Annotated in this window: 12 protein-coding genes; 5 read left to right on the top strand and 7 right to left on the bottom strand. The window is 61.1% G+C overall.

Annotated features, from left to right (window positions below; translation table 11 throughout):
* Positions 1-74 precede the first annotated feature (74 nt).
* From qatD to EN861_RS28310, 4 genes are all read right to left on the bottom strand, one after another.
* Complete coding sequence (gene qatD, locus EN861_RS28325; protein ID WP_135867128.1) at positions 75-809, bottom strand: Qat anti-phage system TatD family nuclease QatD; 735 nt, start codon at positions 807-809, stop codon at positions 75-77.
* On the bottom strand, positions 806-2116 hold the full coding sequence (gene qatC / locus EN861_RS28320; RefSeq protein WP_135867126.1) for a Qat anti-phage system QueC-like protein QatC: 1311 nt from the start codon (positions 2114-2116) through the stop codon (positions 806-808). Before qatC ends, qatD begins: the two co-directional genes overlap by 4 nt.
* On the bottom strand, positions 2113-2733 hold the full coding sequence (locus tag EN861_RS28315; protein WP_245512130.1) for a hypothetical protein: 621 nt from the start codon (positions 2731-2733) through the stop codon (positions 2113-2115). The genes qatC and EN861_RS28315 overlap by 4 nt, the downstream gene beginning before the upstream one ends.
* A 150-nt stretch (positions 2734-2883) precedes the next feature.
* On the bottom strand, positions 2884-4656 hold the full coding sequence (locus EN861_RS28310) for a P-loop NTPase fold protein (RefSeq protein WP_135867122.1): 1773 nt from the start codon (positions 4654-4656) through the stop codon (positions 2884-2886).
* 394 nt (positions 4657-5050) lie between these two features.
* Here EN861_RS28310 and EN861_RS28305 point away from each other — a divergent pair, with 394 nt between their 5' ends.
* The 5 genes from EN861_RS28305 (at position 5051) to EN861_RS28285 (ending at position 11586) form a co-directional block, all read left to right on the top strand.
* On the top strand, positions 5051-5680 hold the full coding sequence (locus EN861_RS28305; RefSeq protein ID WP_135867120.1) for a DUF6088 family protein: 630 nt from the start codon (positions 5051-5053) through the stop codon (positions 5678-5680).
* Positions 5673-6737 (top strand): nucleotidyl transferase AbiEii/AbiGii toxin family protein, encoded by a 1065-nt coding sequence (locus EN861_RS28300; RefSeq protein ID WP_135867118.1) that lies wholly within the window; start codon positions 5673-5675, stop codon positions 6735-6737. The genes EN861_RS28305 and EN861_RS28300 overlap by 8 nt, the downstream gene beginning before the upstream one ends.
* 105 nt (positions 6738-6842) lie before the next feature.
* Positions 6843-8561: an SIR2 family protein gene (locus tag EN861_RS28295; RefSeq protein WP_135867116.1), complete on the top strand. Its 1719-nt coding sequence runs from the start codon at positions 6843-6845 to the stop codon at positions 8559-8561.
* Complete coding sequence (locus EN861_RS28290) at positions 8558-9175, top strand: hypothetical protein (RefSeq protein ID WP_135867114.1); 618 nt, start codon at positions 8558-8560, stop codon at positions 9173-9175. Before EN861_RS28295 ends, EN861_RS28290 begins: the two co-directional genes overlap by 4 nt.
* Entirely contained in the window at positions 9172-11586 is a 2415-nt protein-coding gene (locus EN861_RS28285) for an AAA family ATPase (protein WP_135867112.1), read from the top strand. The genes EN861_RS28290 and EN861_RS28285 overlap by 4 nt, the downstream gene beginning before the upstream one ends.
* Before the next feature lie 1217 nt (positions 11587-12803).
* Here the strand turns inward: EN861_RS28285 and EN861_RS28280 are convergent.
* From EN861_RS28280 to EN861_RS28270, 3 genes are read right to left on the bottom strand one after another with little or no spacing between them, the layout of a single operon-like run.
* Positions 12804-13559, bottom strand: a complete 756-nt coding sequence (locus EN861_RS28280) for an SDR family NAD(P)-dependent oxidoreductase (protein WP_135867110.1) — start codon at positions 13557-13559, stop codon at positions 12804-12806.
* Positions 13560-13577: 18 nt separating this feature from the next.
* A complete protein-coding gene (locus EN861_RS28275) occupies positions 13578-14351 on the bottom strand; it encodes an SDR family oxidoreductase (protein ID WP_135867108.1) in 774 nt (257 codons plus the stop codon).
* The gene (locus EN861_RS28270) at positions 14348-15856 is read right to left on the bottom strand and encodes an FGGY-family carbohydrate kinase (protein ID WP_135867106.1); all 1509 of its coding nucleotides are present in this window, start codon (positions 15854-15856) and stop codon (positions 14348-14350) included. The genes EN861_RS28275 and EN861_RS28270 overlap by 4 nt, the downstream gene beginning before the upstream one ends.
* Positions 15857-15894 lie beyond the last annotated feature (38 nt).

Genomic DNA, 15894 nt, shown 5'->3' with positions numbered 1-15894 from the left:
TCCAGCATCAGATTGCGTTGCCCAACGACGTCGCGACGATGGCCCGTGCTGGCCTTTCCGACTTGATGCAGGCCCTACGGCTTGCCCGTTGTCAGCGCCACAAGATTGTGTTTGAGAATTGCAGCCGCTTCCGCTTCGGGGATTTGCCAGATGTCGGAGAGCATCTTCAATGCTTGCCAGGAATCCTTTGGCTGAAGCGGCCGACTGCCTTCGAGAGCGAATGGACCGTCGGTTTCGGTGAGCACGCGGTTGCGCGGCAAGGACCTTGCAATCGCCTTTCCGTTCTCTGACTTCAACATGGAGGGCCCGCAGCTGAACCAGCAGCCCTGGTCGACAGCCCGTCTGAGCTGTCTTTGAGATCCGCTGAACCAATGCAAGATGGGAGTGCCGGCAGCGGAGTGTTTGGATAGACAATCAAGGACCTCGTCAGCGGCGCGGCGGCTGTGAATGGACAGGATCTTGCCGCCGAGGTCTGCTGCTGTGGCCAATATGGCAGTGAAGACGCGCTCTTGAGCCGCCTTCGCGCTTCGCAAATGCTCGGAGCCATCCAGGCCGATTTCGCCAAAATATCTGGTCTCAGAGGCAAAATGCTTGAAAAGGGGTAACTCACCTTCGCGCTCATGGGCGAGTTCGGGGTGCAGCCCCAAGGCTGTGCGGATCCGTGGCCGGTTCGCACACAATGCCGACGTTGACTTCCACGCCCTTGGCGTCGTGGTCACGCAGAGGACATAAGCCCCTGATTTGTCCGCATCTTCGACCGCAAGCTCGGGATACCGATAGAGGTCGAGATGGCAATGAAAATCGATCACATCTTGAAGCCACTGTCCGCGAGGTATCTGCCGACCTCCATTAGACCGCGTCGATGGACATCGACAAGGGCCGATCGGCGATCGACATCGGCAGGCATAGGCCCTGATTGAGCAACCCACGTGTCGGCATTGGCACTGTCCAAGCGCTTGACGGCCGAGAGCATCGCGACCAGGTCGTCTCGGGTGTCTTCGACTTTCATCACCTCAACGAGGCTGGCAGACTGGTAAGAGGTCTGGTCATCCACGTCACCTTCGTAGAGAGACGCCCGTCTGATGAGACAGGGCACGCAGCGTCCGCATTGTTGGCCTTCTCGCTTCCACTTTCCGCAAGAGACTGTTTCTGAGGCAATGGCCTGAAAGAGTTCGCTCCCGCTCACCGATCGCACCATTTGCCCTTTTGTCCAGGTTGCAAACGGATTGTCGATCGTGGCCGGGATGCCAACGGCGCCGAAAATCGCTTGGACACCATCCAAGAAAAAGGGATGCGTTGTGCGCGTGCTATGGGACCCGATCCGTCTCGGCGTTAATGGCGCGTTCAACGCAATCAGGCCGTTCTCGGGAACTTGCAGTGCGATCGGGCGCCCGCCGACCAGCCTTGATTTCACGTCACAAACCAAAGCGGCGATGGCTATGAAGAGGAAGCTTCTGGAACGCATCGATATCTCGGACGTGCGCTCCGAGTTTGGCCAGGCATTTACCGAGACGTGCTGAAGGGCTGTCGGTAAGCGGGCGACAATGGCGTTCTGGACGGATTTGTCGCCGGTGTAGGCATGAGAAACCAGGACCGGGCGGGCGCTCTCCTCGATGAGCCGGAACGTAGAGACGGTGCTGTCCAGACCTCCTGAGAAAAGCGAAACGAGATCGCCGGCAAGGAGGTCTATCCGTCTGTCATGCTGCCGGATGACCGAGGGAAGGGGAGGAGCCTCGCCGCCGCCTTCAAAGTGAAAACGCCATTGGTCACCGCTCAGAAAGCCGAGCAGGCGCTGCAGTTGGGACTTTACCATATTCCATGTGTCGGGTGCTCGCAGCGGCAGGTGGATCTCGATATCCCTGCTCCAGCTGTCCGCAGCGTCATCTCTTAAAACGAATGTGTCGGCCGCGGTGACCGCGAGCGCGATGGACACAAAATCAACGGCTGTCGCGGACGGCTGCACACCGAAACGCAAAAAGAGGTCTCGGACCTGGTTCCCGATGGCGATGGCTCCCGGAATTGGGGCTGATCCTCCGTAAAGGAGAACGTGCAATTCGTTGGGAGGGCAGTCGGCGGGAAAAGTCTCCTTGTCCAGAAAGAAGCGGCACAGCGTCACTCATTTCCCTCCCATTCGGCCCAGATCGCGTCCATTGCGCGACGTTCCTGTGCCTCCACTTGCGCCCGCGTCATGTTCTGCATCCCGTTGGCCAGAGCAGGCGAAAGGTGCCTGTCGACCGCGGCATGGATAATGTCAAAAAGTTCGTTCTCCGCCTCGATCGTGCGATCCTGGTCAGGAGCCTTGTTCCAGGCGTCCCCGGCGTCGCTGACAATGTCCTGAAAGATGATCCTCGTGAAAAACTCGATCAGGACTGCGATCAACACGTCGCCATCAAGATCGGCGGGTTCGAATGACGCGGTATCGGGCAACACTTCGGCCAGCGCCTCTTGTACCGCTATGCGGATCAGGTCGGCATCCGCATTCTCAGGGGCGAGTGCTTGCGCAATCGCCTGAACCGCCTCGGCCAGGGGGCGTCCATTCAGCGTCGATAGGTCTATTCCCGCGAACTCGGCGCCAGAGCCGCCTTGTTGAAGATCGTTGAGCAGCCCGACAAGCGCGCCGCCGGCTTGGTATGCAGTGCCAAACCTTCGGGGTCCGACTGTGGCACCCCCTGTTGCGTCACGCGCATATTTGCCTAGCGCGGCAGACAGAGATCCACCGCCGGCGCCAGCCACTGCCCGGCCAAACTCCGTACGAAAGCCCCTGAACCGCTGTCCCTCGGGCGCAGGTACCGGTTGGCCTGGATTGGCATCGGCATGCGGTGGAACCATCGGGCTGTTGTTCTTGCGCCCCTTAGACGACGACGATGTCCCCATACCCTTTCGTCACTCCTCCCACCACGGCTTGTCTTTGAGCATCGTTGAGACCCATCCCGGGGTCTTCGGAAGCTGCAGCGATCTGAAAAAGCGGTTCAGCAATTCGGCCGCGGCTGCGGATCTGTCGGCAACCAATGTGGCTCCACGAAAATCCATCCGTGCTCGCGACCAATCAGAGTCTTTTCTCATCACCTCGATGACCGCTTCCATGACGGGGATCATGTCCCCCGGCTGCAGGCTGTCCAACGCCGCCTTGGCGGCTGGCGAAGACACGGACCGGATCTGAAGGAGTGTTTCGACGGCTTTTGCAGCGCCGCCGGCGAGAGAACCGGATCTCATGCGAAGCGGGACAGTCTCCCGGGCGAGGTACACTGCAGGCCGCAGATCAACACCAGCCAGCCCAGGCGGCAGCTTCGCCCATTCCATCAGAAATGGAGCATGTTTCGACCACTTCTCAGGCAAGTCAGCGACTGTTACGCCGGGCTTGGCATGTTCAAGGTTGGCCAGGATGGCGGGCTTTCCGCGCGGGCTGGCGTTGATGAGATTATGAAGCTCTTCCGTCGCATCGATGTCGGTGCAACGCTCGAACAACGCCAATTTGGTGATCATCGCCTCGTCGATAGGCATTGCACGGCGACGAGCAACGTTCGCCCGCATCCTCACCACGTTGAGCATGCGCTTCACGGTGCGGGGGTTGCCGACGACGCCGGGCGACAGGGCCAGGATCGGCGCCATCCTGTCGGCCATCTCCCATGCAGTCGCCAGCTCTTTCGACGCCTGCACGCCGGACTGGGTCAGCATCTCGTTGATCGTGAAGTCGCCATCATCCTTCCATGAGGTCCGGAGGCGGTCGATGAGATAGAGCCGCAGTTTTTCAACGGCTCCGTCATTCAGATCGGACCGGCTCGCAAGCAGCAGAATAAGGTATGCGCGGACCTCCTGTATGCCCGCCCTTGGCACCCTTACCGGGACCTGGATCAGCTTATCCAAATAGTCGGTGATGTGGCGCTGCGAGGGGCTGTTGAAGTGTTGACTGACGGCATGTCGGATCATGTCCTCGTCGGCGGCTACGACGAATGCACTGTTGGGCATGAACAGGAAAAGCCGCACGGCCTCCATGGTCTCTATGGCGTTTCGGGGCAAACAGCGGTCGAGGTTGTCGATGAAGACGACCATCGTTTTCCCGAGGTCCTGGAGAACAGCTTTGAATTCGGCACGAAATGCGTCGATCTCATCGGGCGGACCCTTCTCTTCCGCCTCGCGCAAGAGCGATGCACCGCGTGACTGGACGTCAGAGGCGGCATCCTTGACGGCTTCGAGGTTCGTGTCCTCTTGCGAACCCGAAAAAAGCGCGCCAGCGGCTGTCACACCTTTGGAAATCGCCCCGAAGGTGGGCACACCCATTGCCCAGGCGCCGGCCTCCAGCGCCACGCCCAAAAACCGTAGTTTGTTCACGCGCCCGATCAAGGATTTCGCTCTGTCCTTGAGGGCAGGCGGGGCCGCCTTTACAAGCGCACCGGAGATCACACTCATCAGTGCGGCGCGCGCGTCATCAAAGTCCTGATACATCCAAGCATCGAACTTGATGACGAGATAGCGTTCCGGTGCCTTATCCAATTCGCGCTCAACAAGGCGAAGTGTAGTTGACTTTCCGATTCCCCAGCCGCCGAACACGCCGACAGAAAGTGGCAACAATTTCGGGTCGGCGAGAAGGTCTACAACAACCTCCGCAACTTCCGAATAGTTCAAAAAGTCGATGTCGGTATCCGAATCGGACCACATAAGAAGTTTCCAAGCCCAGCCGTCGGTTGTGCTGTTTGTCCAAGCAGGTGTCAATTGGCTGCACGGGTTTTGAATAAGAGAGTTACGGACGGTGGCCCAAAGGGGACCAGGTGAAATTCAAACGTCGGAGCTTGGTCAACATGCAACCGACCGAGTAATGAACCATCATCGAGCGGTCTGGGGATGAAGAGTGGCCAAACTTATGGCAATCGATGGGAGGGCGTACAAGGAACCCTTGGAGAGGGGCTAAGGTCACGTCATAACGGTCATCGATCGACAAAACCCAGACGCCGGTCCTTTCGCGGACCGCGGCCGGCAAACTCGCTTGAAACGCCCAACTTCGCGTATCACGTAGGCCTTGCATGTCAGAAAAATATGTACTATTTTCTGACACATGAACACGACCGTTACGTCAGCTCCAGATCGGATTGTAAGGCGCGCCCGCAGTAGCGGACGCGGCAGCGTTTTCACGCCCAACGATTTCCTTGACCTGGCTGCGCGGGCGGCGATCGATCAGGCCCTGTCTCGCCTCGTCAAGAGCGGCAGGCTCCGTCGCCTCGCGCGCGGCCTTTACGATTTCCCCAAAATGCATCCAAAGCTTGGTCCCCTTTCTCCAGCGGCCGATGACATCGCCCAGGCACTGGCCAGAGAGACAGGCTCTCAGGTGCAGGTCGCCGGCCCGCGCGCGGCGAACGTCCTCGGCCTATCGACCCAGGTTCCGGCCCGCAGTTCATACCTGACGGATGGACCATCCCGTCGGGTGGTGCTCGGAAAACGCATCGTCGATCTCCGCCACGCTTCGCCCAAGCATCTCATCGCACCGGGCAGTGCGGCGGGGACTGTTGTTCAGGCGCTACGCCATCTGGGGCCGTCACGGGCGGCCGATATCGTTCACGTCGCGTCGCGCCAGCTGTCGCCGAGCGACAAGAAGAGGCTCGCGTCGACGGCCGTTCAGGCCCCGGCCTGGATGCGCCCGACGCTGCGCGCCATTGCGGACACCAGATCGGACGCGGCCAATGGATAGCTTCGCTCGCCAGGACGCGTCCGATAGGGCGGCTGTCTTCGGCGAGTCCGGCGCCTTGCGCGGCGTCGCCAGCATTATCATCGAGAAGGACTTCTGGGTTTGCTGGACCTTGAAGCGTCTCTTTGAACTCCAGAAGGGCGATGCGCCCACTCTGGTTTTCAAAGGTGGCACCTCTCTCTCCAAGGCCTATGGTGCAATCCGACGCTTTTCGGAGGACATCGACCTCTCATTCGATCGTGCCGACCTCGGCTATGATGGTGATCGGGATCCAGAGCGGGAAGGGATCAGCAAGAAGCAGTCCGCCAAGCTCATCGATGCGCTCATGGCCGATGTCGAAAAACATATCGCCAACAACATGCTTCCTGCCCTGCGAGAGGCGATCGCTGTCCAACTTGGCGAGCCGGTCAAGGGCAACTGGTCGCTGGAGGTCGACGCCAACGACCCCCAGACCCTGAACTTTCACTACCCGGCCGCGCTGACCGGTCAGGACTATCAAGGCGTCACCTACATAACTCCGCGCGTCAAACTGGAGTTCGGTGCACGCGGCGATCCTTGGCCGACCGAGCAGAAGACCATCCGACCCTATTCAGCTGACGATTTCCCCACCTTCTTCGAGAATCCGGATTGCACCATCACGGTGCTGGCGGCGCGCAGGACTTTCTGGGAGAAGGCCACTGCGCTTCACTCCGAAGCGCACCGTCCCGAAGACTCTCCCACCCCTCAGTATTTTTCACGCCACTATTATGATGTGGCGATGCTTCTCGACACGGCCGAGGGGCAGGCGGCGGCTGTCGACTTCGAGATGTTGGCGCAGGTCGCCAGGCACAAGGCCGTGTACTTTCGATCGAGCTGGGCGAGCTATGACACCGCGCGTTCGGGCACCCTGCGTCTGATGCCGGCCGAGTATCGCCTAAAGGACCTGCGCACCGACTACCAAGCCATGCAGGCGATGATGTTCGACGAGAAATCTTATTCGTTCGATGAGATCCTTGCGCGCATCGAAAAGCTGCAGACGACGATCAACAAAGATGTTCCGGCCGCCGACACACCGAAATAGGGTCTGCTGCCGGAGCATGGAGTTCTACTTGGCGGTGTCGCTATCTAGCCGCGCGCGCCATGCTCATCTACGGTCACTATCTATCCGTGCGTCGAAAGCCAAAGTATGCCAGCTGCGCCAAGCGCTTCAACGATTTCCGTTCGTCAAACCCTCGACATCCTCGATGGTCCCTTTCGCAGCGTCGCGACGGGCATCGCCGAGGACCAGTATGCCTTTTGGCTTGGTTCGGGCATCTCATTCGGACGGGTAGATGGCCTGAAGCACATCATCGTGCGTGTGATGGAGTTTCTGCGCCAGCAGAGCGATCCGGCCAACCCCAACTGTCCCTATAACATAGCCCTCAAGCGTGCCCTCGGCCTCGCCCCGCTGTCGGCCGACGAATGGGCAAGGGTCGATTTCACCCTTGGCTTCGCCGCTTGGCCGGACCAGGCCGCCATTGTCGCGCGGCTGACCAACAATTATGCTCGGCTGCTCGACGTCACCGTTGCCGGGAAGGCCGATGACTATTTGCTGTGGGACGGCGTGGGCGTCCCCGCCACCTTCGCGAACCCCGCCATCGAACCCGATGTCGAGCATCTATGTATGGGCATTCTAGTTCTCGAAGGCAGTGCGTCTAGCATCGCCACGGCGAACTGGGACGGACTGGTCGAGAAGGCTGTTGCCGAACTGACGGGAGGCGTTCCCAAGCTCGTGGTCTGCGTTCGCGCCGAGGATCTTCGTCAGCCGGAGCTTACCGGTCAGATCATCAAATTTCATGGCTGCGCAGTGTTGGCCGTCGCCGACGAGGGAACCTACAGGCCGTTTCTTGTCGGCCGCTACTCGCAAATCAACCGTTGGGCCGCCGCACCCGAAAATCAAGCCGTGATCAACCGTCTGCTCGATATTGCCGTTTCGAAGCCGACCATCATGATGGGCCTATCGGCCCAGGACTCCAATATCCAGGCCTTCTTCGCAAAGGCGGAATCAGTGATGCGCTGGCCCTGGCCCGGAAACAGGCCCAGCTTCGTCTTCTCGGGAGAACAGGTCGGCGCCGACCAGGAGGGACTACTCAAGAACGTCTATCCGCAGATCTATACGGCGGCGACCCGCGACCAGATCAACGAGCAGTCGCTTGTCAGAGCATACGCCAACCCGCTTTTGCTCGCGCTCGTACTCTCGGTCATCGCCGACAAGATGCAGGTCATGGTCGACACGGTCCAGGGTACCCTCGACCCCGCCGCGCGCGCGGCTCTGCAACAGGGAGTGGTGGCACTGCGGGACCACCTGGCGACCCTCGACAATGGCGATCGACTGCAGTTCGTCCGCAAATTCGTCGACCACGCCTCGCGCACGATGATGATGTTCCGGGACGGGGGGGCAGGGGTTGCCCCGCGCCGCTACAACCCTGTAACGCCCTTGCCGCTTCATCAGATTGCGGCTGACCAGACCCTCCCTTCATCCGGATTGCCGGAGATCGCGGTCTTTGCCGGTTTGCTTGGTATTGGCGTGGCGGAGGGCACCTGGACCCTAGCCGAAAGTGATCCCGCTGATCCCGCCTCGGGTGCGGTGAAAGTGGTGACTGCGTCGGCAAGCACTAAGCTTGTCCTTGCGGCCAATGGCCGGTCAGCCATCCGGCTGCAGCAGAATGGCCATATCGATGACAACGAGGACGCCGTCCTGGTCTATAGTGCAGAGAAGCCACCGCCGATGCCCCGCTCGCCCCGAAGCTCACCCGGTCGGACGGGCGTGCTGGGATTGCGGGAGGTCAGCATTTACGACCTGCTCCAGCACGCGACCAGTGCGGCAGATCTCATGCAGCAGTTTCGTTCGGAGGCAGCGATATGACCAGCGCCACGCCAGTCGAGGGGGTCGTCGCGCTGCTTTCGGAAGCGGGTTACCGCCCTCTGTCAGTCCCGCTGTCGATCGCCGGCCTATCGTTCGATCTTCCAGCCGCCCTCGTCGGCGAAAGCCCGTCGCCCGACCTCATCCTTGTCGCTGACACGGCGTTCGACACCGAACAGAAGATCCTCCGCAAGGTGGAAGGGGTGGCGCGCGCGCTCGACGTCACCCGCTCCAAACGTCCCCTGACCACGATCCTTGTCGGGCCCAAACCCTCCGCCGCCACGCTTGATGCGATGACCAAGGTTTGCCGTGTGCTTCCCGTCGGTGTGACCGAACAGGGAGCGACAACTGCTCTGCTGGAGAACTGGCTGGCTGTCCTGCTGCCGCTCAAGTTGCCTGAACCGACCAGCGACACGGCGGAGTCGCTAGACTCGATCGTCAGCAGATCCGCCGATCTCGACCAAAATATCGTCGGCCTGGTTGCCTTCGCGGACCAAGGCGCAGATGGCGTCCAGCAACATCTGCACGAGCTTCTCAACGCCGCCATCGAGGCAGAAATTGAACCAGAAGAAGACATCGATCTTGGGCCAGAGTTAACACAGGGAGCTTCGGAATGAGCGCTGCTCAGTTGAGTTCGATCACCCTCACAAATTTTCGCAGCATCAAGGGGACCATCACCGTCCCGCTGGACGCTCCCATCGTCCTCATCCACGGCGCAAACGGCGCGGGCAAAACAAGCCTGCTGTCGGCCATCGAGCTGGCTCTGACGGGCCAAGTCGCGTCGCTCCAACGGGTCGATCCCGACTACGCAGCCCACCTCGTCCACAAGGACGCCAAGTCCGCGGAGCTCAAAATTGAGACGAGTGGCCTCAAGCGCAATGAGGCCAGCCTCAAGGTGACCGCCAATGCGATAGAGGGCGAGGCGCTGCTCGGACCGGATCTCGCCCGGTTCTATGCCGAACGCTGCTTCCTCGCGCAGTCATCGCTGGGCCGCCTGCTCGAACTCTATCAGGATTCCGCGAAGCGCTCGGATTCCGCCCTTACCAAGTTCGTCAAGGACTTGCTGGGCCTGGATCACCTCGATGCCATCATCGATGGCCTGCATGATGCGGGTGATGTGCGGCGGCTGCGAAGCGGCGTTCCGGGATATGGCGAGACCAGGGACACCATTCCCCAGGTCGAGGGCGAACGTGACCGCCTGGGTGCCGAATTGGAGAAGACCGACGTCAGGATCCGACAGCTCGAAGAGCAGAACGACGCTCTATCGAATCGATTGGTCTCAGTTGGCGACGGTCCCGCCACCGGCCCAACTGCCGGCGAGACCGAGCAGAGCGAACTCCTGAGGCTCACGACGGTGCGCCGCGAGCTTGAGGCCGCTGGCTTGCAATGGCAGCAGATCGCCGGCACAGACCTTGCTCGCGATCGCGCCGCCGCGCAGCCGCGCAGCGAGAACGCCGGCCGGGCGGTCGCGGCATGGTCCGCGACAAAGGGAGCCGCGCTTCAGGCCGTGCTCGAACGGCTCATGCCCTTGTTCTCCGACCTTCCGTCGTTGAGCGCCGGCGGGCCCCAGCCGGCCCATGCCGCCGCGACAAGAGCGGTGCGGGAAGAACTTCGGCGTTGCCAGGAACTTCTCGACAACGACGCAGCCGACGCCAAGCTCGAGGCCGATCATGAGGGCGCCGTCACACGCGGTCGGGCGCGCATACAGGCGCTCGAGCAACAAATCTCGAACCTCGCATCCGAGGCCGGCGCCCTTGCCCAGTCATTGAGCGGCGTGCTGCCGCATATCCATACCGACGACTGCCCGGTTTGCGGCCGCAATTTCAAAGAGACCTCGGAGGTGCCGCTACAGGCCCATGTCTCTGCGCGGATAGCAGAGCTCACCGCTGTCGCCGGGCAGCTCCAGGCCCTAAGCCGCGACCGGACCTCTTCCCTTTCGACAGTGGTCGTCGCCGAGAGGGAGCTCGGCGAAGTCCGAGGGCGACGCCTCGACGCCACCAATCGAGACGCGCTTCGGACCCGCGTCGCACTGTTGCAGGAAGTGGACCTGTCACTGGCCGGCATGATCAGCGACGTGGAGGAAGGTCAACGCCTGATGGGTGAGGCCGCTGCGGCCTCCCGCGCGCTTTCAGATCTCGCCGTCCAGGACCAGGGCGGCACCGCTTTGCGCCAGTCGGTCGAGCGCTTCAGCACGGAGCTCGGTGTGGCGCCTCTCGGCCCGACCGAAGATATTGCAGCCGCTCTGTCGCGCTTTGCCGCCGAGGCGTCACGCCTCGTCGAAATCTATACCGCGAACCAGACGATCCGCCGCGAAATGGCGGGAAACGCCCTTGAAGTGCAGCGGCTCAATGCCTCACGGCAACCAGTCGTTATTGCAACGGGAACCGCTCAGGGTCGCCTTGGCAGGCTGAATGCCGCGAAAGATCGCGCTGACCGCCTGATTCTTGACGCCCGCGAACTGGCAAAGCGCGCGGGAGAAGCCCGGACCGCCATTGTCAGGAAAGTCTTCAACGGCTCGCTAAACCGGGTGTGGCGCGACCTCTTCGTGCGGCTGGCGCCGGAAGAGCCTTTTGTGCCCGCCTTTGCCGTCCCCGAAACCAATGGCGGTCCGGTAGAGGCGGTGCTTGAGACCTGGTATCGCTCGGGCGGCAAGGGCGGCGATCCCCGCGCAATGCTGAGTGCCGGCAATCTCAACACGGCCGCGCTCACGCTTTTCCTCGCTCTACATCTTTCGGTTTCCCCCGACCTCCCTTGGCTGGTGATCGACGACCCCGTGCAGAGCATGGACGAGGTCCATATTGCCCAGTTCACCGCACTGCTCAGAATGCTGGCCAAATCAAACCTGCAGCGTCAGATCATTATCGCGGTGCACGAAAAGCCGCTGTTCGATTATCTCTCGCTGGAGCTCAGCCCGGCGTTCCAGAACGACCGGCTGATTACCATCGAGCTCAGCCGAAATGCCGATGGCCAAACGCTGATGAACTACCTGCCCCACGTCTTCACTCCGGACCAAGCGGTCGCGGCATGATCAGGGCCCACCGCGGGAGCACAAGTCCGATCGATGAGGCGCCGCGCCAACAAGGACGGCATTGGTGTTCACCATTTGGGCCTCAAAAGTCGCATAAATGGCAGACTGGTATGACGTCCGGAATTATCTGTCGTCGTGAGGGGCAAGAGTCCAGAATTATCTGTCGTCGGCCGGACTTCTAAGTGGATGATATCCCGCCGCTTTCGCCCGAAGAGGTTACCAATGCCCTTTGGACAACAGGTTACCAATGTGCCCCGACGACAATCGATTCCCGACTGGCCTTAAGGGGATGTTTTGATTGAGCTTATTGCAGCCACGATTGGGAACCTAAGGCCAACGAACACGCGCATTCGTAACCTCCAGCGACAGGTTTGGTAACCCTCATCGAGCGAGTGGCGCTCGCACTCGCCGATATTGCCTCCGCGAGGTAGTCTCGGACGATCTAAATAGTCTACACGTTCGCGAGGTAGCATATCCCCGCAAAATTCTCAGGAATTGCCCCGCGTCGACGCCAGGTTGCTAGCTATGAGTGAGTGGCTGCCCACAGTTGAGTTTGCTGCGCTGGTCGGCATTGGGCGACAAGTCGCTCACCGCGCTCTTCGTCGGCGTCACTGGCGAAAAAATCCGCTCGAAGTGCGGAAGGTCAATGGTCGGCGCGGCGGGAACGCCGGGGAGCAATATAGGTGAATTCCGCGTCCCTGCCGCTCGAATACCAGCACCGCTTAAAGGTCTCTCAAACCCTCGTTGGAGACCACTCGAAATCAATCACCGGCAGGACGGCAGAGCACACATGGTGGCTCGATTACCTGAGGCCAGTGCTTCAGCATCCAGCCAAATCGACTGCCCGCACCGACGCTCTGTCCGAGCTAGCAGACAACCCAACGCGGAACTGGGAGGGCACGGCGGTCAGCTATTCCCTGCGGACGCTGCAGCGCCATGCCGCACGCTTTGACGAAGGCATGAAGGTCGGACGGCATGGTCGATCGGACAGGGGCACACCTGGGGCAGCGAGCAACGTCTCCCGGAAGGCTTCAGGTCGCTTCGTCTTCCGGTTGGGCTAAGGCGCGCCGTATAACGTTCCTGCTCCGTTCGACCTCGTGTCGGGCCTTTATCAACCAAAGGCAGCAATCGCCTTGCTGCACGCGGATGTTTCATGGGATTCTTTTGACACGGTCCGAAGGAGATGAGAATGCCTCCACGTTTTCAGCATCTTGAATTCAACTCAGCACGATGCCGCCATCGACATTTAATGTCTGACCCGTGATGAAGGCTGCATCGTCGGATGCTAAAAAGGCAACTGCGCCGACAACATCCTCTGGGTCGCCGATCCGGCGCATCGCGGTCTTGTCCTGCCAGCCCTTGCGCACGGTCGGATCATCGAGATTGACACGGCCCATATCGGTCAAGATGATGCCGGGGCAGACGCAATTGGCCGTGATGCCATCGACACCAACTTCCTGCGCCAGAACCCGGGTAAAGCCCATCACCGCCGCCTTGGACGCGGAGTAATGCGCCTGTTCGGGCGCGCCATGCTTGCCGCCGATTGAGGCGATGTTGACGATGCGGCCATATTTCCGGGCCTTCATCATCGGCAGAACGGACTGGATGACAAGGAAAGTGCCCTTCGCGTTCACGTCCATAACGCTGTCCCAGTATTCCTCCTTCAGGCCTTCGACATCGCCGGAAATCAAAATGCCGGCGTTGTTGACGACGGCATCGAGGTGCCCGAAGGCGGCACGGATCTCGCCCGCCATTCGGCCGACATCGGCCTTGCTGCTGACATCGGCAAACACGATAAGGGCGCGGCGGCCGAGTGCTTCGATCTCGCGCGCAAGCTCTGAAAGCAGGTCTTTCTGACGCTTGATATCGTTGATCGCCACATCATAGCCACGCTTGGCCATGCCGATCGCAATGGCCTTGCCGATGCCGCGGCTGGCGCCTGTTACCAACACCGTTCTCGTCTGTTCACTCATCTTTCAAAGTCCTCCAGATTACATGGCGGTATAGCCGCCATCGACCGTCAGCACCGTGCCGGTGATGTAGCTCGATGCGTCGGCGGCCAGAAAAAGAACTGCGTTGGCGATTTCTCGCGGTTCGCCGAGGCGCCCCATCGGGGTCATGCGCATCCAGGTGCCGAACCATTCCTCGTTGCTGCGGCCCCGCAGTGTCAGCTCGGTGGCGACATAGCCGGGTGCTACGGCGTTGACGCGCACGCCCTGTTTGGCCCACTCCACGGCCAGCGATTTGGTCAGGAGATTTACCCCGGCCTTGGCCGCATTGTAGGAGACCTGCGGCTGCGGATAGACAGTCACCTCGCCGCAGATAGACGAGATATTGACGATCACGCCGCGCCCGTCCGCAATCATGCGCCGTCCAAAGGCCTGCGAGCAATTGAAGACCCCGCCAAGATCGATATCGATCACGGATTTCCAGTCGTCGAGACTCATCTCCGCGGCCGGCGCATTGCGCACAATGCCTGCGTTGCTGATGAGGATGTCGATCCTGCGATGCGCGGCATAGAGACGCTCGACCACCTCGGCGATCTGATCGCGATCCGTGACGTCGAGCGCAATGGCGCTCGCAGTGCCGCCTGCCTGCTCGATGGCAGACATTGCAACTGCAGTCTCCGCCTCGTCGCGATCGGCAATTACCACATGCGCACCGGCTGCCGCCAGCCGCTCGGCCACTGCCCGGCCAATGCCGCGGGCCGCCCCCGTCACCACCGCCACCTTGCCGTCCAGCCTGAAATCCGCATCGCCCGTCATGCCGTGGTTCCGCTCATCTGGCGAATGGATTTCAAGGCGGGATAGAGCGCCCGGTATTGCAGGTAGATATCGTTATACAGCCCTGCCTCGCGCGGGCGTGGCTCGATGCGCTTTCCGGGTTTGACCATAGCCGCGATCCCGTCGTCGATAGTAGCGAAATGGCCGGCACCATGGGCGGCAAGCACAGCCGAACCGACGGACGGCGCATCGCGGGATCCGGGCACGCAAACCGGCAGGCCCGCCGTATCGGCATGGATCTGCAACCAGAGATCCGATGCCCCGGCCCCGCCGCCAACCGTAATTTCCTGGCCGCTATAGCCCGCGTCGGCCATGGCATCGAGGATGGCGCGGGTGCCGAAACCGATACCTTCCATGATCGCCCGGAAGATATGATGTGGATGATGCGCAAGCGTCAGGCCGATAATGGCGCCGCGGGACAGCGGGTCTGTATAGGGGGTGCGATTGCCCTGGAAATGATCCTGCACGATCAGCCCGTCGCAGCCCGGCTCGAGTGCGACGGCCTTGCGGTTCAATTCGTCGAGATCCATCGTGCCGTTCATCAAGCGCCCAAGCCAGGCGATGATCGAGCCTGTGGAGGTCTGCCCCCCTTCAACGATGTAGCGTTTGGGATAGACGCAATCGGGATAGCTGCCCCAGATCCCCGGCGCGTTGAGCGGCGTCTCCGAGACACCGAACTGCAGGTGCGAGGAGCCAGTGATCAGCGCCAACTGGCCCGGCTGCGCCACGCCGAGACCGATCATGCCGATCAGCGCATCCGCGCCGCCCTGCACGAGCTTGACCGTGGCGGGAAGCCCCAGCGCATCGGCCGCCTTGGCGCTCAGCGTGCCGACGACTTCACCGGGGGGCACCACGCGCTGCGGCCATTTCTGCATCAGTTCGGGTATGCCGAGCGTCTCGATCAGCGATGTCGCCCATCCGCCGCGATCCGTCTGGTAATGCCAGCGAAGCGCGATATTGTTGAGGCTGGCGGCCCGCTCGCCGGTTAGCCGCAGAGTCATGAAATCCTGATATTCGCAGATCGTATGCGCCGCCTGGAATATCTCCGGCTCGTTGCGGGCGATCCACAGCGCCTTCGGGATCATCCATTCGGCGGAGACCGGTCCCTTCCCGCCGCCATTGGTGATCAACGCGCCGTCACCGGTTGCCAGCACCGCATCGGCCTCCGCATTTGCGCGCACATCCATCCAGATGATGGCGGGCCGAAGCGCCCAGCCGTCCTGGTCGAGCGCCACCACCGTGCAACTCGTCGTCGCAAGCGTGATCGCCTCGATGGCAGATGCGTCGACCCGGGCTTCCAAAATCGCCTGACGCGATGCCTTGACGAAGGCCGACCACCAGTCCTCGGGATCTTGCTCTGCCCGGGCACCGGCGGAGAACTTTGTTTCATAGGGAACGGCAACGCTACCGAGGCATGTTCCAGAAAGATCGTAGACGCGAGCTCGCAGGCTCTCGGTACCACCATCGGCGGTCAAAAAGTAAGCCATCCTGTCTCCTCCCGCGCCAGCACCCAGCCGGCGCGCTT

Origin of the sequence: Mesorhizobium sp. M8A.F.Ca.ET.218.01.1.1, from assembly GCF_004791165.1 — a bacterium.
Classification (GTDB): Bacteria; Pseudomonadota; Alphaproteobacteria; order Rhizobiales; family Rhizobiaceae; genus Mesorhizobium.
This window is presented reverse-complemented; position numbering and strand designations above follow the sequence as displayed.

Excerpts from the sequence above, each read along its gene's own strand:
- EN861_RS28295 (WP_135867116.1), top strand. The coding sequence starts at position 6,843 with ATGCCAGCTGCGCCAAGCGCTTCAACGATTTCCGTTCGTCAAACCCTC.
- EN861_RS28290 (WP_135867114.1), top strand. The coding sequence starts at position 8,558 with ATGACCAGCGCCACGCCAGTCGAGGGGGTCGTCGCGCTGCTTTCGGAA.
- EN861_RS28310 (WP_135867122.1), bottom strand. The coding sequence starts at position 4,656 with ATGTGGTCCGATTCGGATACCGACATCGACTTTTTGAACTATTCGGAA.
- EN861_RS28300 (WP_135867118.1), top strand. The coding sequence starts at position 5,673 with ATGGATAGCTTCGCTCGCCAGGACGCGTCCGATAGGGCGGCTGTCTTC.
- EN861_RS28270 (WP_135867106.1), bottom strand. The coding sequence starts at position 15,856 with ATGGCTTACTTTTTGACCGCCGATGGTGGTACCGAGAGCCTGCGAGCT.
- EN861_RS28285 (WP_135867112.1), top strand. The coding sequence starts at position 9,172 with ATGAGCGCTGCTCAGTTGAGTTCGATCACCCTCACAAATTTTCGCAGC.
- EN861_RS28305 (WP_135867120.1), top strand. The coding sequence starts at position 5,051 with ATGAACACGACCGTTACGTCAGCTCCAGATCGGATTGTAAGGCGCGCC.
- EN861_RS28275 (WP_135867108.1), bottom strand. The coding sequence starts at position 14,351 with ATGACGGGCGATGCGGATTTCAGGCTGGACGGCAAGGTGGCGGTGGTG.
- EN861_RS28280 (WP_135867110.1), bottom strand. The coding sequence starts at position 13,559 with ATGAGTGAACAGACGAGAACGGTGTTGGTAACAGGCGCCAGCCGCGGC.